Source organism: Pseudomonas asiatica (assembly GCF_009932335.1).
Taxonomy (GTDB): Bacteria; Pseudomonadota; Gammaproteobacteria; order Pseudomonadales; family Pseudomonadaceae; genus Aquipseudomonas; species Aquipseudomonas asiatica.
The window spans coordinates 1647129-1665012 of record NZ_BLJF01000001.1 but is presented as its reverse complement, the minus strand read 5'-3'; the positions used below and the strand labels follow the sequence as shown (position 1 = coordinate 1665012).

The window sequence follows — 17884 nt, the reverse complement described above, 5'->3', positions numbered from 1 at the left end:
ATCGTCGAATCTATGCAACCGATCGTCCAAACCTGAGCGCCCCATGGACCGACTATCGACACTGCTCAAGCACTTCAACCTGCATGCGTCTACCTTCCACCACGGTGGTTTTTGTGGAACGACCCGCTTTCATGGGCAGCAAAGTTCCGGCCACGCGCACCTGCTTCGTTCGGGTCGCCTGACCTTCAGTGACAAACGTGGTCAGCTCATGGAGCTGGCGGAGCCAAGCCTGATACTTGCGGTACGTCCGCAGGAGCATCAGTTGCTGGCGATCGAAGCAGACGAAGCGGAGTTGGTGTGCGCCACCTTGCAGTTCGATGGTGGCGCCAACAATCCGCTGACCCAGGCCTTGCCGGACTTCATCATCAAGCCGTTGCGCGAATTGCAGGGCCTCGATGGCACCCTCGAATGGCTGTTCGAAGAAGCCTTCGGCGACGAGTGTGGACGGGATGTCATTCTCAATCGGCTGTTCGAGTTGATGGTGATTCAGCTACTTCGCCATCTGATCGCCAGCCGCAGCATTGCTTCGGGGATGATGGCCGGGCTGGCCAACGCACAGCTGTCCCGTGCGCTCGTGGGTATCCATAACGAGCCACAGCACAATTGGACCGTGGCAGAGTTGGCTGACCGCTCAGGCATGTCGCGCGCGAGCTTTGCTGCGCACTTTCGCGAGACCGTGGGCATCACCCCTGCCGATTACCTGGCGAACTGGCGAATCAGCCTTGCCCAGAAACGGCTGCGCGAAGGCCGCCCCATCGCCCTGATTGCCGATGAGGTCGGCTACGAAAGCCCGTCTGCGTTGGCCCGCACCTTTCGCCGCAAGGTGGGTGCAAGCCCGAGGGAGTGGCTACAGCAGAGCACGCATGATACCTAGCCGAGAGACAGCTGCGTCCAGCCCCCGGCGATGGGCCTGTAACGCGGGGATCAATCGTCGTAGCGATGTTTGTTGCGCCAGCCATAATGATGGCCACGGTCGTGGCGGTGACGGCGCCAGCCCCGGTCGTCGTCATCGTCGTCATAATCACGGTAGCGATGCCCGCTCTCGTCATCGTATTCCCGGCCCATGTGGTTGCCCAAGGCACCACCCACACCGCCACCGGCTGCTGCGCCGATCATGCTGCCAGTGGTGCCGCCCATCTTGCGACCCACCACGTTGCCGCCAGCTGCACCCAGTGCGCCGCCAATGGCCGCCTCGCCACGGCTGTGCTTGTCGGCACCCACCGCACCACCGGCCGCACCACCCAGGCCGGCGCCGATTGCCGAGCCGGTGCTGCCGCCGATCGACTGGCCGACTACCGAGCCCAATACTCCACCCAATGCGCCACCTATACCTGCTTCGGTATTGCCGCCTGCCGACGCAACGCCGCTCAGCAGGCCAAGTGACAACAACAGAATCGAGGAGTACTTCATTTGTGAAAGCCTCAGAGGGATACGGAGGCGATCCTGAGGCTCTGGACAGGGGCTTACAATGGAAATCCGACGAGTGACACGACTTGGAAAAATTCTCCAAGTTATTGTTTTCCCGATGGAAACTTAAGGGATTTTCGATAGTCACAGGCTGATTGCGAGAGGCCTTTCCAGTGATGGAGAGACCTTTTGAAGTTCTGATCGCGCTGGATGCTACCTGGAGCGGCCTTGTGTCGCGAAAGGGCTGCGGAAGCAGCCCCAGCAACTTATGCGTCTACGCAGAAACCCTGGGGCTGCTTCGCAGCCCTTTCGCGACACAAGGCCGCTCCTACACAGCGATAAGTCCTGCCCCTTCAGCCGTGCCTGTCCTCCAGACACACTACCTTTGTGCCCCAAAGCTTGCGTGACCCAAGCCACTGGATGAACAAGGTGACAAGTGCACCGAGCAAAGCCAGGGCCATGTCCTTTTGTGCATCCCAAGGGTCTTGCTGGGTCGCGACAAAGGCTTGTGCCTGGTCATCACCCAGGTATTGGCCACCTATCCACTCCAGCAGCTCGTACAGCGCCGATGTGGCGAGGACGAAGGAAACAGTACACAACGCCAACCAGCCGCCTCGCAACAGGGCCTGGCGCTGGAGCAGCTCCCTGATCGGCAGGACGAACAAAAGGCCGTAACTCAGATGCACCAGACGATCGAACTGGTTGCGCTGCCAGCCCATCCAGGCATTCAGAGAGTGGTCGGTAAGCGCACGCAGCCAAGCGTCATAGGGGACTTTGGCATAGGTAAAATGCGCTCCTAGTTCGTGAATCGCCAGCATCACCACGATTGCCAGGTAAGCATGCCGAGAAAAGCGCCAATAATGGCTGGTCGCAGCCAAGGTGAGCAGGAGTGCCAGCGGCAAAACGTTTTCGAGCCACCAATCCGCACGATCAACCGGCGCAACCCCCGAGGCAAGCATCAGCAACGTGGCCGATTTCAGCAAGCCCGCAGCTTGGCGTGGCGTGGCCGAAGGGGCAAAGCTTGTTTGCAATGCTGGATTCTTGTTCATGGTTTTACGCTCGGCTTGAGCACGGTTGAGCCTGGCAGGGCAACTAAAGTTTCCTCCGGTCGCCGGTTTCACCTGATGCCATGTCCCCCCAACGACAGTTCTTCATGATGTTGGTGGGGCCAGTAGCACTGAAAATTACCGATGGATGATTCCACCTGAACTTTACCTCCCTCCTTGGCTTCCCCTGCATAGACCATCCGGCCCCGCCTCTGCAGGAGATGAAACAATGAGAGCATTGACTTACCACGGAACCCAGGACGTCAGGGTCGACAATGTCCCCGACCCACTCATCCAGGACGAGGACGATATAATCCTCCGGGTCACCGCTACCGCCATCTGCGGCTCCGACCTGCACCTCTACCATGGCAAGATTCCACAGACCGAGCCGGGAGATATCTTCGGCCACGAGTTCATGGGGATCGTCGAGGAAACCGGCCGCGGGGTGACCAACCTGCAGGTCGGTGACCGCGTGGTGATTCCCTTCGTGATCGCCTGCGGCAACTGTTTCTTCTGCCAACTCGATCAGTTTGCCGCTTGCGAAACGACCAACACCGGCCGGGGTGCAATCATCAACAAGAAAGGCATCCCGCCAGGAGCGGCGCTATTCGGCTATAGCCATCTGTATGGCGGCGTACCCGGTGGCCAGGCGGATTTCGTGCGGGTGCCCAAGGCCAACGTCGGCCCGTTCAAGGTGCCTACCGACCTTCCGGACGACAAGGTGCTGTTCCTCTCGGATATCCTGCCCACAGCCTGGCAGGCCGTCACCAATGCGCAGGTCGGCCCAGGCTCGACAGTGGCCATCTACGGCGCCGGGCCGGTCGGCCTGCTGAGCGCAGCCTGCGCGCGCATGCTGGGCGCCCAGACGATCTTCATGGTCGACGACAATGACTACCGCCTGGCGTTTGCCCGCGATGCCTACGGCGTGGTGCCGATCAACTTCGAGCAGGATGACGACCCGGCCGACAGCATCATCCGCCTGACCCCCGGCATGCGCGGCGTGGACGCCGTCATCGATGCGGTCGGTTTCGAGGCCAAGGGCAGTACCACCGAAACGGTACTGACCACTCTGAAGATAGAGGGCAGCAGCGGCAAGGCGCTACGCCAGAGTATCGCCGCGGTGCGCCGGGGCGGCGTGGTCAGCGTGCCTGGGGTCTATGCGGGCTTTATCCACGCCTTCATGTTTGGTGATGCCTTCGACAAGGGCCTGACGTTCAAGATGGGCCAGACCCACGTGCAGAAGTTCCTTCCTGAACTGCTCGAACATATCGAGGCCGGGCGCCTGGAGCCGGAACTCATCGTCACCCATCGCCTGGCCCTGGAAGAAGCGGCTTTGGGTTACAGGCTGTTCGACCAGAAACAGGACGACTGCCGCAAGGTCATCCTCGTGCCGGGCGCTGCTGCCGGTACATTGGGACCTGACCATTAGCAGGGACCTGTGGGAGTGGCTTTAGCCGCGAACACCGGCGCAGCCGGTGCCATGCACCGCGTCGGATTCTTCGCGCCTAAAGCCGCTCCCACAGGTTACGCGGACCGCTTGCGAATTCAGTTCTTCCAGCCGACCCGATCAACGCTTGCGTTGCGTTTCCTCACGAGCTGTTTTCTGCGCAGTGGAATCATGGGACGTGCCAGTCGAACCATCAGGACGCTGCGCATCATTGTCCCGTTCCTCTTCACCTTGGGTTCCGCTGCGAGGTGCCTCCGATCCTTTCTTCATGTCCCCTCCTACCCCTTGCTGTGTTCAGGCGACGACGGCCCGGTACCGCGTTTGATCCCACGCGGCCCGAAAACGCCCCAGATAGCCAGGCCGACAACGGGCAGCACCAACAGCAACAGTGCCCACATCGCCTTCGTCATGTCGCTCTTGTCACTGCGGAAGACACTGACGATGGCCCACAGATCGAGCAACACGATGATCGCCGCAACAGCGATCCAGAAATACGTCACAGGCTCGGTCATGATCGCTTCTCCTCTGTTGTTCCGGCAGCAGCGCGAGGTCCGCACCGCCGCCCTCCTACCCAGAGGAAGCCGGCAAACGGAACAAAGTTCAGGAAGCTTTCCCCAGCATTGATGGGTGGCACCCAAGCAATGAACCAATCCCACAGGAAACACGTCCACAAGAAAACAACGCACGAGTGACCGGCCATGACGACCGACCCCGTACTCGAGGCCCTTGATTACCTCAAAGCCCACAAGCTGGTACTGACCACCGCAGAATCCTGCACGGCCGGTGCCATGGTTGCGCTGTTGGCAGCAGTGCCGGGGACCGGCGAGGTTCTGGAAAGCGGCTACGTGGTGTACTCGCCAAGCGCCAAGAAACGCCTGCTCGGCGTCAGCCCACAGACTATCGAACGCTACGGCCTGACCAGCGAGGCGGTAGCCTGGGAGATGGCCCTCGGCGCATTGAAAGACAGCGACGCCACCGTCGCCATCGCCAGCACGGGAGTCGCCGGGCCACAGCCGCAGGATGGCATCGCCCCGGGCACTGTGTGCTTTGCCTGGGCCTTTGCCGGCGAGCCTTTGGCGGTATTCACACGCAGCCAGCGCTTTTTTGGCGAGCGCGCGGATGTAATCCGCCAGGGCGCGCTGTACGGGTTGTCGCACCTGGCCCATTACCACCAACGCTGGCTGCGCGGTGAGCGCGCCTGAGGGGCAACGTAAGGGGCTGCGTGAGAGGCTGCGAGCATGGACGAAGACGAGCTGGCTTCAAGGCATTACCCCGTCGAGGATGACATGCGCATGCAGCAGCGGGTCTGGCGATTCGAACGGGTCGGATGGTACGCGCTGGTGCTGGTGGTGCTGCTGGGCCTGGCCGGGCTGTTCGGCAACGGTCCGCTCATACCTGACCCTGCGCAGCGAACATGTCGGCACTCTCGAAGGTGTTGTCAGCGCCGGCCCAGGCAGCGCAGTGCATTTTCATTCCGCAGGAGTGACCCTGCCTGGCCGGCGCAACCTGCACGGATTCCGGTGAGAGCCGCCTTTCGCGACAGCAGTACGCTGATCATCCGCTTTGAACCTTGGCGCGCGGCCCCTACTCCATCGAAGGCAATCGTGAATTTTTCAGCCCCGAAGAGGTGTCGCATGAACGCTATCGATTTGCTGATCCAGGACCATGAGCTGGTGAAGAAGCTGCTGGAGGAACTCTCCTCCACCACTGAGCGCGCGGTGAAAAAGCGCGCCGAGTTGCTCGAACGCATCAAGCAGGAGGTAAGCATCCATACCGCCCTGGAAGAAGAAATCCTGTACCCGGCCATCAAGCAGGCCGGCGGCAAGGAAGAAGCGAAGATGTACTACGAAGCCAAGGAGGAACACCGCACCGTGGACTCCCTGGTGCTGCCGGACCTGCTGCAAACCGAAACCGGCACCGTCGAGTTCGCCGGGCGGGTCAAAGTGATGAAGGAACTGCTGGAACACCATATCGAGGAAGAAGAAAGCGAGCTGTTTCCGACCGCCCGCAAGTTGCTGGGCAAGCAGCAACTGGATGAGCTCGGCCAGGCCATGGAAGCGCAGAAAAAACTGCTCAAGGGCGAACAGCGTGCTGCGTGATGGAAGCCTGGATCGACTTTCTTGAATGGCCTGCCATGGCCCTGACGGTACTTGCTGCGTGGTGCATCGGCTCACGGCGCCCAGGCCGGCGCAAGCTGGGTTTCTGCTGCTTCATTGCCAGCAACGTGCTGTGGGCCGCCTGGGGGTGGCAGGCGCAAGCCTGGGCGCTGATCATCCTGCAGGGTTGCCTGTGCGCCATGAACCTGCGGGGCTGGAAGAAAAACACTGCCGTGGAGTCGGGCTGAACGCCCGGACACATGCCAGAAAGCCCAACGGCGAGGAGCCAGACCATGATCGACCCCAACCAACCCGACCCGTACGTGGACGAAGTACCCCACAACCCGGGCGAGCCTGTGCCTGAACAGGAACAGGAACAGGAACAGGAACAGGAACAGGAACAGGAGAAGGAAGCACCCGACTGGCCCGAAGGCCAGGTGCCGCCAGAGGAGCAGTCCGACGGCTGAGGCTCACCTGGCGAGCGGCATTGCCTGCTTCGCCGGCAATGCCGCTCCACCAGTCACCCAATCCTATGGAAGGAGGCAAGTGTCTCATGAGTGATCGCATCATCGCCTTGTTCACCGATACCACACTGTTCGGAGTTTCCGTTCTTAATTTATTGCTGGCACTGACGGTAGCGCTGCTGACATTCGTCGTGGCGCGGGCGGCCATCAGTTTCATGCTGCATCGGGTCAGGCGCTGGTCCGAGCATGACGGCGCGCTATGCCAGGTGCTGGCCAAGGTGCTCGCCGGGACCAGCAATTTTCTGCTGTTCCTCGCCTCGCTGCTGGTGGGCCTGAGCATGCTCGACCTGCCCGAGCGCTGGCTGACCCGGGTCGGTAGCCTGTGGTTCGTGGTCGCGGCATTGCAGATCGGGCTGTGGGCCAACCGCGCCATCGGCCTGGGCCTGAGTCGCTACTTCGCCCGGCATCGCACCGACGGCTTGAACCAGGGCAGCGCGCTGGCCACGCTGTCGGCATGGGGTGCGCGGGTACTGTTGTGGTCAGTGGTGCTGCTGGCGATGCTGTCCAACCTGGGCGTGAACATCACCGCCTTCGTCGCCAGCCTGGGGGTAGGCGGTATCGCTGTTGCACTGGCCGTGCAGAACATCCTCGGCGACCTGTTCGCCTCGTTGTCCATCGCCGTCGACAAGCCGTTCGAGGTGGGCGATTTCATCGTCATCGGCCCGCTGGCCGGCACGGTGGAGCACGTGGGGCTGAAGACCACACGCATCCGCAGCCTGGGCGGCGAGCAGATCGTCATGGCCAATGCCAGCATGATCAGCAGCACCATCCAGAACTACAAGCGCCTGCAGGAACGACGGATCGTGTTCGAGTTCGGCCTGTCGTACGACACGCCAACCGAGGCCGTGAAAAAGGCACCCGCCATCGTCGAGGAAGCGATCAAGGCACAACAGCAGGTGCGCTTCGACCGTGCCCACCTGCGCGGCTTCGGCAAGGAGGCGCTGGAATTCGAGTGCGTGTATATCGTCAAGGACCCGGGCTACAACCTGTACATGGACATCCAGCAAGCGATCAATTTCCACCTGCTCGAGCGCTTCTCGAAGGTAGGTGCAAAATTCGCCGTACCGGTACGCGCGATCAAGGTCACGGCCTTGCCAGAAGAATCGAAGCGCGGGCCTCAAAGTATTCACGTGGGGTAACCCGCCCCCGTGCATGTCAGCGCTCCATGCATTCCGTCGATTTCACGGCACGCCCGTGGGTGATGCAGGCCGAACAGAAGGTGACCAACCCGCAACGGAGTATCGCCATGAAGATCATGAAGCCTCATTCGTTACTGCTCGTGCTGTGCCTGGGGCTCAGCGCACCTGTGGTGCTGGCAGCCACCGACCTGAACGATCAGCGTGCTCCTGGCACGCAGCCGCATGACAGTGGGCACATGAGCAACCAAGGCGGAGCGACCGGCTCCGGCACGCCTGCGGATGCCATGGGGACAGGTTCCGGCGGAACCGATGGCAATGACACTGACAATACCGGTGGCGATGGCACCACCGACCGATCCGGTAGTGACCGCAGTGGATCGGAACGCGGCACCGGGACGGGTAGCGGGACCGGAGGCTCTGGTGGTTCGGGCTCCAGCGGTGGTTCCGGTAGTTGAAGGTTCGCTCGAACTGCCCTATGGCCGGCGACGCGTGCCCAGCTCGATCCAGACGGGCGCATGGTCGCTGGCCTTGGGTTCGTTACGCACCCAGGCATCGACACCAGCCCGCTTCAGGTAGGGCGCGAGCTCGGGGTTGAGCAGCAGGTGGTCGATACGTAAACCGGCGTTGCGTGCCCAGTGGTTGCGGAAATAATCCCAGAAGGTGTAAATGCGCTCGTCCGGATACAGATGGCGAATGGCGTCGACCCAGCCTTGATTCAGCAGTTTCTGGTAGCACGCACGTGATTCGGGCTGCAGCAGCGCGTCCTTCATCCAGGAGCGCGTGTCGTAGATATCCATATCGGTTGGCACCACATTGAAATCGCCCGCCAGCACCGCGGGATGGCCACCGTCATGCAGCCCTTTGACATGCTCGATCAGGCCCTCGAACCAGCGGAGCTTGTAATCGAATTTCGGCCCCGGTTGCGGGTTGCCGTTCGGCAGGTACAGGCAAGCCACCAGCACCCCGTGCACCGCGGCTTCGAGGTAGCGGCTCTGGTTGTCGTCCTCCATGCCAGGCAGGCCACGCCGTACTTCCAGTGGTTCGCTGCCTCGCGACAGAATGGCCACACCGTTCCACGAAGGCTGCCCTTGATAGAGGCTGCCGTACCCCGCCGCTTCCAGCGCCTGGTGAGGAAACTGCTGATCCGCCGCCTTGAGCTCCTGCAGGCAGGCAATGTCAGGCCTTTCCCGCTCCAGCCAGGCCAGCAGTGCCGGCAGTCGGCTACGAATGCCGTTGATGTTGAACGTGGCAATCTTAAGCGCTTTCATGCGTCGGGGTCGCTCACATGGGCCTGCACGGCATCTTCCAGGGCGCGCACATGGGCGTCATCGGCCAATGCCTTGAGTGCCAGCCAGTCGTCCCAGTCGATGGCACCATCGTCACGCAGCGCCTCGGCCGTGCGTAGCAGTTCATGGTGGTAGGCATCCGGCGACTCACGGCGGTAACTGATGTCGTCGTATTGGGCGTACCAGGCTTCGAGCTCGGGGATGCTGCGTTCAATGCTCATGATGGAGCCCTCACGGTGTCCTTTGCATTAAGAGCCCCACCATTGGGCGACGTTCAAATTCAATGCCGCCAGTCGAACCGCCCAGAGGCTGCGCATGAAACGAGCTCGCCGCGAACCAGGTTTCCCGGTTCGCGGCGCAACCGAAGCGTTACTCAGGCAATCAGGTAGGAATGCCTGCCAGTCGCCAGACAGGCGCTGGAGCTGGTTCGGCCTGGCTGCGTTTGCGTGCCCACTGGGTCAGGGCAGCCATCATGGCAAAGCCCAGCAGGATCAGTACCGGATAGGCCAGCAGCAACTCGGTCAGCGAGTATTTCCAGGCCAGTGGGCGGCCAACACCCAGCATCGCCGCATACAGCCAGGACACACCCGACAGTGCGCCGGAGAACAGTGCGAACATCCGCACGCCAAAATTAAGGTCCAGCAAGTTGCCTGCTTTGAGCAGGGCAGGCAATACATAACGATGCAACAGCATGCCATTGAAGGTCAGCAACATGACAATAATGACCTTCGCTTGAAGTTTAGGATTGGCAAAATAGTTCATACCTTTATCAAGGTAGTCAATTCCAATCACTGCGGCACCCGTGAACCACAAGAATATCAGGGCATTGGCCACGGACTTCTGCAAGCTCGTCATATGCTTACTGTCATGCCCAGTTTCTTTATGACCCTTCAACAAGTTCCTGACCATCTCGGCGTCACTGGCGAATACCATGCCGATGGCAATGCAACAGGCCAATAAATGGACGTAAATAACAGACAACCGCACCAGCTCCATGGATTCTTTCTGCCCGAACAGGCTAATAATTGTATTAATCTCCACGACATTTTCTCCACGCAATGCGTTAGCGCTAGATGGCTTTGAAATAGGTGTGCGAACGATTTAATCGCAACGACAGAGCCAAATTCTAATCGTTAAATGAAAAAGCAGATTGTCACTCAATATACGCGGTGGCTCACCCGAAGAGCCTCGGTTGGGCATGGCAATACTCCACTATTCAGGAATAAAAAAGCCCCATGAGCATCCCTGCAATGCCGATGAGGTTGATCGTCCATAAGTTCTGGGGAAAGGCGCGAGGTGCAATCACATTGAACGCACCTGCTGGCAAATAGGAGTCAGTGTCATCCAAATCGTTCATTTCTCGAGCAAAACGACCGACAGGCGGCACACTAAATCAAGTTAGTTAGTTTGCTAAGTTGTTGTAATTTGACCGAATGGAAAGTTTTACCAACAACTGGATCCAAACTTAGCAAGTGTCTTTGGACGCTCTATCCTGCTGTTTCGCAGTTATCGCTTTGCAGGTGACCGTGCCTGAAGTGCCATCAGTCAGGCCCGGCAAGCTACATTCCGATCATCACGGGCGGTCGGAAGGAAGCGTGCGAGACATCGTGAATCTGGACCCGCACAACGCCTTCACATTTGAGGGTGCAGATGCCGCGCCTGCCCTGCTCCGCCTCGTTCAGCTCGATCAGTTCGTTCAGAGGCACAACAGGCCCATGGCATGCTAAATACTATGTGCATGCACCTTATCAAGGAGCCTGCAATGATCGCGGTTCGCGAAGCCTGGAACGCCGGCCTGTTCAAGCGTGAACACTGGATGCGCAACCTTGTCTCCGGCCTCATCGTCGGGGTTGTTGCGCTGCCCCTCGCCATGGCCTTCGCCATCGCTTCCGGGGTCAAGCCGGAGCAAGGCATCTACACGGCGATCATAGGCGGGCTGCTGGTTTCCTTGCTGGGCGGCAGTCGATTGCAGATCGCCGGACCAACCGGGGCCTTCATCGTGATCCTCGCAGGGGTGACGGCGAAGTACGGAGTGGAAGGCCTTCAACTGGCCACGATGATGGCTGGCGCCATACTGCTGGTGCTTGGCATTACCCGCCTGGGTGCAGTCATCAAGTTCATTCCCGACCCGGTGATCGTAGGTTTCACCGCCGGCATCGGCATCATCATCTGGGTTGGGCAATGGCGTGACTTCTTCGGCCTGCCCGTAATCGAAGGTGGGCACTTCCACGAAAAACTGTGGCATCTGTTGCTAGCCCTGCCGGACCTCCACATTGCCACGACGCTGCTCGCGACATGCAGCCTTGCTTTGCTGATCCTGGCACCAAGGCTGCCCGTGCTGAAACGCCTGCCCGGGCCACTGGTAGCCATGGTGTTCGCGACGCTCGTCCAATCCCTGTTCCATTTTGACGGTGTGGCTACCATCGGCACCGCCTTCGGGGCGATCCCACAAGGTTTGCCGTCACTGACCTGGCCCGAAGTCTCCCTGGCGCGGGTGATCGAACTGATCGGGCCAGCATTTGCGATCGCCATGCTGGGGGCCATCGAATCATTGCTCTCGGCTGTCGTCGCCGACGGCATGGCAGGGACCAGGCACGACTCGAACCAGGAATTGATCGGCCAAGGGGTCGCCAACCTGGTAGTGCCGCTGTTCGGGGGCTTTGCCGCCACAGGTGCCATTGCCCGGACAGCGACCAACATCCGCAATGGTGCTACCGGGCCGTTGGCCGGCATCATCCATGCGCTGACACTGGTACTGATCATTCTGTTCCTGGCGCCACTGGCGTCGAACATTCCACTCTGCGCACTGGCAGCGATCCTGTTCGTCGTCGCCTACAACATGAGCGAGCTGAAGCATTTCAAGCGCATGCTGCAGCGCGCACCGCGAGCCGACATCGCCATCCTGCTCGTCACCTTCACCTTGACGGTGTTCAGCGACCTGGTGATCGCCGTGAATATCGGCGTCATCCTCGCCATGCTTCAGTTCATGCGCCGCATGGCATCGTCCGTCGAAGTCCAGCAGGTGGTCGAAGAGGAACTGGCCAATGAACTGCACAGCAACGGCCAGAAATCGCTGCCCCCCGGCGTGCTGGTGTACACCATCGAAGGCCCGCTGTTCTTTGGCGCCGCTGAAACCTTCGAGCGCGCCCTGTCACAAACGCATACCGACCCTGAACTGCTGGTAATTTGCCTGAAGCGGGTGCCCTTCATGGATATCACCGGGCTGCAGACCCTGGAGGAAGTGATCCAGCAACTGCATGAACGCCAGATCGTGGTGAAACTGTGCGAAGCCAACGGCAAGGTGCTTGGCAAGCTCGAAAAGGCCGGAATCTTGCGCCTGCTTGGCCCCGGGCACTATCACCAAATGCTCGGTACCGCCCTGCTGGAGGCAAAGGCACCAGCGGCACACAACTGACTTGTGATCCACCAGCAGTACAGCGGCGTTATTCTTGTCCAGTCGCTTGTATTGAAAGGCCATACAGAGTCCCATTTCAGGAACAGCCACCTGGCACTGCGCGGCCCCCCCCTGTAGGAGCAGCCTTGTGCTGCGAAGAGGCCGGTACAAGCAACAGATATGCATAATCAGTACGGGCCTCTTCGCAGCACAAGGCTGCTCCTACAGAGGTACGCGCAAGGCCATGGGGTTGAGGCTTCAGCCCAGCAACTGGCTCAACACCGCACGCAACTTCCCCGGTTTGACGGGCTTGTTCAGCAACGGCGCACCGAGCTTGTTCAAGGAGCGTCGGCACTGATCGCTGCGGTCGGCAGTGATGATCACCGCGGGAATGGCGGCGCCGAAATGTTCACGCAAATGCCTGACCACCTCGCAGCCGACGACACCGTGGTCCAGGTGAAAATCCGCCAGGATCAATTCCGGTGCCCGCCCCTGCAAGGCCAGCAAGGCCCCGGCCTGGTCGGTCGCGGTAACCACTTCGCAGCCCCACTGCCCGAGCAGCGCGCCCATGCTCTCGAGGATGCTCACTTCGTTGTCCAGTACCAGCAGGCGGCGGCCCGGCAACGGGTTGCCGGCGCCAGGCTGCGGCGCGGCCTGGTGGATAGGCAGCGGCATGGCTTCGCCGATCGGCACGTCGATACTGAACATCGAGCCACGCCCCGGCCATGAACGCACCTCGACGCGATAGCCGAGGATCTTGGCGATCCGCTCGACGATCGCCAGCCCCAGCCCCACACCCTTGCGATCGGCGGCACGGCCTACGTCAAGTTGGTTGAACTCGAGGAAAATGGCCTGCAGCCGATCGGCCGCGATGCCCCGCCCGGTATCCCACACCTCCAGGCGCAAGTGATCGCCGCGGCGCCTGGCGCCCAGCAGAATCCTGCCCTCATCGGTATAACGGCAGGCGTTGCTGAGAAAGTTGCGCAGGATACGCGTCATCAGCCGCAGGTCGGTGCTGATGGCGTAGTCGGCAATGCGCGCACGCAACTTCAGGCCTGCCGCATCGGCCACCGTGCGGAACTCCGAGACCAGTGGCCCGAACAGCTCGTCGAGGCGGTACAGCGCCACGTCCGGCTTGACCGCCGCCTGGTCGAGCCGGGAAATGTCCAGCAGGTCGGTCAGCAGGTCTTCAGCGCCCTCCAGCGCCTGATGGGTACGCTCCACCAGCACTTTTTCCGCTTCTGGCAGCGGTCTTTCGCGCAAGGTCGAGATCAGCAGCCGCGCGGCATTCAGCGGTTGCAGCAGATCATGGCTGGCGGCAGCGAGGTACTTGTCCTTGCTGCGGTTGGCGGTTTCCGCGGCGTCGCGGGCATCGCGCAGGGCGCGGGCGATCTGTTTGCGCTCGGCGATCTGCTGTTGCAGGTTGCGGTTGGCCTCCAGCAGCTCATCGGTACGGGCAGCCACCCGTTGCTCGAGCTCGTCATTCAGTTGCTGCAGGCGCTGCTGGGCCAGCTTGCGTTCGGTGATGTCGGCGACAAACCCTTCCACCAGCCCTTCCTGACCTGGCTTGAGCAACAGGTTCATCAACACATCGAGGTGGCTGCCGTCCTTGCGCCGCAAGCGGGTTTCATAACCGTGCAGGCTGCGTTCACGGGCGAGGGTCGCGGTGATGGCGTGCAACTCTTCGGCCCCGCCAACAAACAGGTTGGCGGCAAGGTCCGTCAGCGGAAACAGCAACGCTTGCGGGTTGTCGTAACCCAGCATGCGTGCCAACGCCGGGTTGGCGGCACGCATGCCGTCTTGCAGGCTGGCCTGGAAAATCCCGTGCACGGCGTTTTCGAACAGCCACTTGTAGCGGTTGCGTTCGGCCTCCAGTTCGTCCAGGCGCGCAGCCAGCTCCGGGTAATGGCTCTTGCGCGCCGAGTGGTCACCCAGCCCCAGCAGCCCGGCCAGCGCCCGTTGCTGCTCGTCAGAGGGCCTCGCCATAGACCACCTCGACATCACGCTGGCTCGACGCACGCGGGTTGGTGAGGATGCACGGGTCGTCCATCGCATGTTGCGACAGGAACGGGATATCGGCCGTGCGCACGCCGTGCAGGCCCAGGGTTTCATGGAAGCCGATGGCACGCTTGAGCGCGATCAGGTGCTCCACCAGGCGTGCGCAGATCTGCCGGTGGTTGAGGCCGCGGCAGTCGATACCCAGCACTTCGGCAATCACCTTGAAACGCTCCGGTGCCGAGCTGTAGTTGAACGCCACCACGTGTTCCACCAGCACCGCATTGCACAGGCCATGCGGCAGGTCGAGGAACCCGCCCAGGCTGTGCGACATGGCGTGGACCGCACCCAGAATCGCATTGGAAAACGCCAGCCCTGCCTGCATGCTGCCCAGCATGATCTTCTCGCGCAGGGCGATATCGGTGGGGTTGGCGATCATCTCCACCAGGTTGCCATTGATCAGGCGCATGGCTTCCAGCGCATGGGGGTCGGTCAGCGGGCCGTGGCCGGTGGAAACGAAGGCTTCGATGGCATGCACCAGCGCATCGATACCGGTGCAGGCCGACAGGAACGGGTCCATGCTCAGGGTGGTTTGCGGGTCGATCAGCGACACGTCCGGCACCACCGCCTTGCTGACGATGGAGAACTTCATGCGCTCCTGCTGGTTGGAAATGATCACGAACTGCGACACGTCCGCCGAGGTGCCGGCCGTGGTCGGGATCAGGATCAGCGGCGGGCTGGGCACACGGATCATGTCCACGCCTTCGAATTCGAGGATGCTGCGCCCGTGGGCGACCACGATGCCGATGGCCTTGCCGCAATCCATCGGGCTGCCGCCGCCGACCGCGACGATCACATCACAGTGGTTCTGCCGGTAGATCTCGGCGCCAAGCATCACCTCTTCCACACGCGGGTTGGGCGATACGGCGCTGTACAGGCAGTAGTCGATGCCCTGGGCCTGCAGGCTGGCCTCCACGTCCGCCACCCAACCGGCGGCAATCACACCGGGGTCGCTGACCACCAGCACCTTGCGCGCACCGAAGGTCTTGGCGTAATTGGCAACATTATGCCGGCAGCCGGCACCAAAGATGATCTCGGGCGAAACGAACTTGCGAAGCGGGCTGAAACTCTGGCTCATCGGGAAGCCTGTTCTTATTGTTCTGGAAGGTAACCGCCAGCGTAAAGCATCCCGCAGCGAAAGCAACCAGACCAAAGCCTGGCCAGGGCTCATTCGATCCAGTACTTGGCACGGGCCACCTCCAGGAACGCCAGGATGTCCTCGTCCAGCCCCGGCACCCCGGGGAAGCGCTGTGCAAGGCGGTCGATGACCGCCGCCACGCTGCGCCGGCCGTCCAGCAACTCGAGCACCCAGCCGGCACTGGCATTGAGTTCGATGGTGCCCTCCGGGTACAGCAGCACATGGCAGGCCCGGCAGGGCTCCCAGCGCAGGCGGAAGCCCTTGCGCAAGGCCAGGGCTTGTTCGCGATCGATCAGGTTCACAACGGGCATGCTCAATGAAGAACCGGCCATCGCGCTGATGGCCGGACAGGCATCAACGATTGGCGAAGTACATCGTCACTTCGAAGCCGATGCGCAGGTCGGTAAAGGCGGGTTTAGTCCACATGGGGCATTCCTCTTCTTGGTGCCGGGCGATTCCGGTAGAGGCATTAATGCACGAGGGGCGACGGGGCCGAATGCTACTTTGGGACAGGTTTGCGGGGTGCGTTGGTAGGGGTAACACGGAGCTGCTGTGGATTTGTGCATGGCATTGCCGGCCTCTTCGCGGGCTCGCCCGCTCCCACAGGGATTGCGCGAGATCCATGGCCTGCGCTGTCCCTGTAGGAGCTGGCTTGCCTGCGATGGGCTGCAAGGCAGCCCCCGAGGCCATCCCAGGTTTTAGAAGAAGCCCAACGGGTTGATGTCGTAGCTCACCAGCAGGTTCTTGGTCTGCTGGTAGTGATCGAGCATCATCTTGTGCGTCTCGCGGCCCACCCCGGACTTCTTGTAGCCACCGAACGCGGCATGCGCCGGGTACAGGTGGTAGCAGTTGGTCCACACGCGCCCGGCCTTGATCCCGCGGCCCATGCGGTAGGCACGGTTGATGTCACGGGTCCACAGCCCCGCGCCCAGGCCAAACTCGCTGTCGTTGGCGATCGCCAGGGCTTCGGCTTCGTCCTTGAAGGTGGTCACGCCCACCACCGGGCCGAAGATCTCCTCCTGGAACACGCGCATCTTGTTGTTGCCCTTGAGCAGGGTCGGCTGGATGTAGTAACCGCTGGCCAGGTCGCCGTCGAGCCGCTCGGCAGCGCCACCGGTGAGCAGCTGCGCGCCCTCCTCCCGGGCAATCTGCAAGTAGGAAAGAATCTTGTCGTATTGCTGCTCCGAGGCCTGGGCGCCGACCATGGTCGCGGTGTCTAGCGGGTTGCCACGGGTGATCTTGGCGATCTTCTTCATCACCTCGGCCATGAACGGCTCGTAGATCGATTCCTGGATCAGCGCCCGCGACGGGCAGGTGCACACTTCACCCTGGTTGAAGAACGCCAGCACCAGGCCTTCGGCTGCCTTTTCGATGAACGCGGGCTCGGCCTGCATGATGTCTTCGAAGAAGATGTTCGGCGACTTGCCGCCCAGTTCGACGGTGGACGGGATGATGTTCTCGGCCGCGCACTTCATGATGTGCGAGCCCACCGGGGTGGAACCGGTGAAGGCGATCTTGGCGATGCGCTTGCTGGTGGCCAGGGCCTCACCGGCTTCGCGGCCAAAGCCCTGGACGATGTTCAGCACGCCTGCTGGCAGCAGGTCGGCGATCAGCTCGGCGAAAATGGTGATCGACAACGGCGTCTGCTCCGCCGGTTTGAGCACCACGCAGTTGCCGGCTGCCAGCGCCGGGGCGAGTTTCCAGGCGGCCATCAGCAGCGGGAAGTTCCATGGAATGATCTGCCCGACCACGCCCAATGGCTCGTGGATGTGGTAGGCCACGGTGCCCTCGTTGATTTCGGCGGCGCCGCCTTCCTGGGCACGGATGCAGCCGGCGAAGTAGCGGAAGTGGTCCGCCGCCAGCGGCACGTCGGCGTTGAGGGTTTCGCGCACGGCCTTGCCGTTGTCCCAGCTCTCGGTAACGGCCAGTACTTCGAGATTCTGTTCGATGCGGTCGGCGATCTTCAGCAGTACCAGGGCGCGGTCCTGCACCGAGGTCTTGCCCCAGGCCTCGGCAGCGGCATGCGCGGCGTCCAGGGCCTGCTCGATGTCCTGGGCGCCGGAGCGCGGGAACTCGGCAATCGGCTGGCCATTGACCGGCGAGCTGTTGGTGAAGTACTGGCCGCCCAGCGGCGGCACGAATTCGCCGTTGATGAAATTGCCGTAGCGTGGCTTGAAGGACACGATGGCGCCTGGGGTTCCGGGTTGTGCGTAGATCATGCTGAGCCTCTGTGGGTCGATGCCTGTCCAGCGACAGGCGATGAGCCGATGGTAAAAAGCCCCGCCTGCCGGGCGAATGCATCGTTGGCAGCGGGGCTCTCGTCATTTGGTAGTAGGGCCGCTTGCCACAGGG

At 61.5% G+C, this 17884-nt stretch carries 20 protein-coding genes; 9 read left to right on the top strand and 11 right to left on the bottom strand.

Annotated elements, in window-relative coordinates; all coding sequences use genetic code 11:
* Positions 1-43 precede the first annotated feature (43 nt).
* A complete protein-coding gene (locus GYA95_RS07850; protein WP_015270067.1) occupies positions 44-874 on the top strand; it encodes an AraC family transcriptional regulator in 831 nt (276 codons plus the stop codon).
* A 50-nt stretch (positions 875-924) separates the two neighbouring features.
* On the opposite strand, the gene GYA95_RS07845 is transcribed toward GYA95_RS07850, so the two are convergent.
* Complete coding sequence (locus tag GYA95_RS07845) at positions 925-1410, bottom strand: glycine zipper domain-containing protein (protein ID WP_015270066.1); 486 nt, start codon at positions 1408-1410, stop codon at positions 925-927.
* Positions 1411-1760: 350 nt separating this feature from the next.
* Positions 1761-2456, bottom strand: a complete 696-nt coding sequence (locus GYA95_RS07840) for a DUF2238 domain-containing protein (RefSeq protein WP_052329214.1) — start codon at positions 2454-2456, stop codon at positions 1761-1763.
* Between the two features lie 226 nt (positions 2457-2682).
* Here GYA95_RS07840 and GYA95_RS07835 point away from each other — a divergent pair, with 226 nt between their 5' ends.
* Positions 2683-3882 carry a zinc-dependent alcohol dehydrogenase gene (locus GYA95_RS07835; protein WP_015270064.1) on the top strand — a complete coding sequence of 400 codons (1200 nt, stop codon included), beginning with the start codon at positions 2683-2685 and terminating at the stop codon, positions 3880-3882.
* 296 nt (positions 3883-4178) lie between these two features.
* On the opposite strand, the gene GYA95_RS07830 is transcribed toward GYA95_RS07835, so the two are convergent.
* Positions 4179-4412, bottom strand: coding sequence for a PLDc N-terminal domain-containing protein (locus GYA95_RS07830; protein WP_015270063.1), 234 nt, complete (start codon positions 4410-4412; stop codon positions 4179-4181).
* Positions 4413-4598: 186 nt separating this feature from the next.
* Here GYA95_RS07830 and GYA95_RS07825 point away from each other — a divergent pair, with 186 nt between their 5' ends.
* The 6 genes from GYA95_RS07825 (at position 4599) to GYA95_RS07800 (ending at position 8114) form a co-directional block, all read left to right on the top strand.
* Positions 4599-5102, top strand: coding sequence for a CinA family protein (locus tag GYA95_RS07825; RefSeq protein ID WP_013972207.1), 504 nt, complete (start codon positions 4599-4601; stop codon positions 5100-5102).
* Positions 5103-5534: 432 nt separating this feature from the next.
* A complete protein-coding gene (locus GYA95_RS07820; protein WP_004376291.1) occupies positions 5535-5999 on the top strand; it encodes a hemerythrin domain-containing protein in 465 nt (154 codons plus the stop codon).
* A complete protein-coding gene (locus GYA95_RS07815; RefSeq protein WP_015270062.1) occupies positions 5999-6244 on the top strand; it encodes a hypothetical protein in 246 nt (81 codons plus the stop codon). Before GYA95_RS07820 ends, GYA95_RS07815 begins: the two co-directional genes overlap by 1 nt.
* Positions 6245-6289: 45 nt before the next feature.
* Positions 6290-6463 (top strand): hypothetical protein, encoded by a 174-nt coding sequence (locus GYA95_RS07810; RefSeq protein WP_023661905.1) that lies wholly within the window; start codon positions 6290-6292, stop codon positions 6461-6463.
* A gap of 86 nt (positions 6464-6549) precedes the next feature.
* Positions 6550-7659, top strand: a complete 1110-nt coding sequence (locus GYA95_RS07805; protein ID WP_015270061.1) for a mechanosensitive ion channel family protein — start codon at positions 6550-6552, stop codon at positions 7657-7659.
* A 26-nt stretch (positions 7660-7685) separates the two neighbouring features.
* Complete coding sequence (locus tag GYA95_RS07800) at positions 7686-8114, top strand: hypothetical protein (RefSeq protein WP_015270060.1); 429 nt, start codon at positions 7686-7688, stop codon at positions 8112-8114.
* A gap of 18 nt (positions 8115-8132) precedes the next feature.
* On the opposite strand, the gene xth is transcribed toward GYA95_RS07800, so the two are convergent.
* The 3 genes from xth to GYA95_RS07785 all read right to left on the bottom strand — a co-directional run bounded on the left by xth (position 8133) and on the right by GYA95_RS07785 (position 9941).
* Positions 8133-8927: an exodeoxyribonuclease III gene (gene xth, locus GYA95_RS07795; protein WP_015270059.1), complete on the bottom strand. Its 795-nt coding sequence runs from the start codon at positions 8925-8927 to the stop codon at positions 8133-8135.
* A complete protein-coding gene (locus GYA95_RS07790) occupies positions 8924-9166 on the bottom strand; it encodes a hypothetical protein (protein WP_003257678.1) in 243 nt (80 codons plus the stop codon). The genes xth and GYA95_RS07790 overlap by 4 nt, the downstream gene beginning before the upstream one ends.
* Positions 9167-9326: 160 nt before the next feature.
* Complete coding sequence (locus GYA95_RS07785) at positions 9327-9941, bottom strand: hypothetical protein (protein ID WP_161551472.1); 615 nt, start codon at positions 9939-9941, stop codon at positions 9327-9329.
* Between the two features lie 766 nt (positions 9942-10707).
* On the opposite strand from GYA95_RS07785, the gene GYA95_RS07780 reads away from it, so the two are divergent.
* Positions 10708-12360: a SulP family inorganic anion transporter gene (locus GYA95_RS07780; protein ID WP_015270057.1), complete on the top strand. Its 1653-nt coding sequence runs from the start codon at positions 10708-10710 to the stop codon at positions 12358-12360.
* A 237-nt stretch (positions 12361-12597) separates the two neighbouring features.
* Here GYA95_RS07780 and GYA95_RS07775 read toward each other — a convergent pair whose 3' ends face one another.
* The 5 genes from GYA95_RS07775 to exaC all read right to left on the bottom strand — a co-directional run bounded on the left by GYA95_RS07775 (position 12598) and on the right by exaC (position 17751).
* Positions 12598-14325: a PAS domain-containing hybrid sensor histidine kinase/response regulator gene (locus tag GYA95_RS07775; protein ID WP_015270056.1), complete on the bottom strand. Its 1728-nt coding sequence runs from the start codon at positions 14323-14325 to the stop codon at positions 12598-12600.
* A complete protein-coding gene (gene ercA, locus GYA95_RS07770) occupies positions 14309-15472 on the bottom strand; it encodes an alcohol dehydrogenase-like regulatory protein ErcA (RefSeq protein ID WP_013972181.1) in 1164 nt (387 codons plus the stop codon). The genes GYA95_RS07775 and ercA overlap by 17 nt, the downstream gene beginning before the upstream one ends.
* An 89-nt stretch (positions 15473-15561) precedes the next feature.
* Entirely contained in the window at positions 15562-15834 is a 273-nt protein-coding gene (gene pqqD, locus GYA95_RS07765) for a pyrroloquinoline quinone biosynthesis peptide chaperone PqqD (protein WP_003257646.1), read from the bottom strand.
* Between the two features lie 52 nt (positions 15835-15886).
* The gene (pqqA, locus tag GYA95_RS07760) at positions 15887-15958 is read right to left on the bottom strand and encodes a pyrroloquinoline quinone precursor peptide PqqA (RefSeq protein WP_003253598.1); all 72 of its coding nucleotides are present in this window, start codon (positions 15956-15958) and stop codon (positions 15887-15889) included.
* 272 nt (positions 15959-16230) lie between these two features.
* Positions 16231-17751 carry an acetaldehyde dehydrogenase ExaC gene (gene exaC / locus GYA95_RS07755; protein ID WP_015270055.1) on the bottom strand — a complete coding sequence of 507 codons (1521 nt, stop codon included), beginning with the start codon at positions 17749-17751 and terminating at the stop codon, positions 16231-16233.
* Positions 17752-17884 lie beyond the last annotated feature (133 nt).

Excerpts from the sequence above, each read along its gene's own strand:
- GYA95_RS07790 (WP_003257678.1), bottom strand. The coding sequence starts at position 9,166 with ATGAGCATTGAACGCAGCATCCCCGAGCTCGAAGCCTGGTACGCCCAA.
- GYA95_RS07835 (WP_015270064.1), top strand. The coding sequence starts at position 2,683 with ATGAGAGCATTGACTTACCACGGAACCCAGGACGTCAGGGTCGACAAT.
- ercA (WP_013972181.1), bottom strand. The coding sequence starts at position 15,472 with ATGAGCCAGAGTTTCAGCCCGCTTCGCAAGTTCGTTTCGCCCGAGATC.
- GYA95_RS07850 (WP_015270067.1), top strand. The coding sequence starts at position 44 with ATGGACCGACTATCGACACTGCTCAAGCACTTCAACCTGCATGCGTCT.
- GYA95_RS07825 (WP_013972207.1), top strand. The coding sequence starts at position 4,599 with ATGACGACCGACCCCGTACTCGAGGCCCTTGATTACCTCAAAGCCCAC.
- GYA95_RS07805 (WP_015270061.1), top strand. The coding sequence starts at position 6,550 with ATGAGTGATCGCATCATCGCCTTGTTCACCGATACCACACTGTTCGGA.
- GYA95_RS07830 (WP_015270063.1), bottom strand. The coding sequence starts at position 4,412 with ATGACCGAGCCTGTGACGTATTTCTGGATCGCTGTTGCGGCGATCATC.
- GYA95_RS07800 (WP_015270060.1), top strand. The coding sequence starts at position 7,686 with ATGCATTCCGTCGATTTCACGGCACGCCCGTGGGTGATGCAGGCCGAA.
- GYA95_RS07780 (WP_015270057.1), top strand. The coding sequence starts at position 10,708 with ATGATCGCGGTTCGCGAAGCCTGGAACGCCGGCCTGTTCAAGCGTGAA.
- exaC (WP_015270055.1), bottom strand. The coding sequence starts at position 17,751 with ATGATCTACGCACAACCCGGAACCCCAGGCGCCATCGTGTCCTTCAAG.
- GYA95_RS07820 (WP_004376291.1), top strand. The coding sequence starts at position 5,535 with ATGAACGCTATCGATTTGCTGATCCAGGACCATGAGCTGGTGAAGAAG.
- GYA95_RS07785 (WP_161551472.1), bottom strand. The coding sequence starts at position 9,941 with ATGGAGCTGGTGCGGTTGTCTGTTATTTACGTCCATTTATTGGCCTGT.
- GYA95_RS07840 (WP_052329214.1), bottom strand. The coding sequence starts at position 2,456 with ATGAACAAGAATCCAGCATTGCAAACAAGCTTTGCCCCTTCGGCCACG.
- GYA95_RS07815 (WP_015270062.1), top strand. The coding sequence starts at position 5,999 with ATGGAAGCCTGGATCGACTTTCTTGAATGGCCTGCCATGGCCCTGACG.
- xth (WP_015270059.1), bottom strand. The coding sequence starts at position 8,927 with ATGAAAGCGCTTAAGATTGCCACGTTCAACATCAACGGCATTCGTAGC.
- GYA95_RS07845 (WP_015270066.1), bottom strand. The coding sequence starts at position 1,410 with ATGAAGTACTCCTCGATTCTGTTGTTGTCACTTGGCCTGCTGAGCGGC.
- GYA95_RS07775 (WP_015270056.1), bottom strand. The coding sequence starts at position 14,325 with ATGGCGAGGCCCTCTGACGAGCAGCAACGGGCGCTGGCCGGGCTGCTG.
- GYA95_RS07810 (WP_023661905.1), top strand. The coding sequence starts at position 6,290 with ATGATCGACCCCAACCAACCCGACCCGTACGTGGACGAAGTACCCCAC.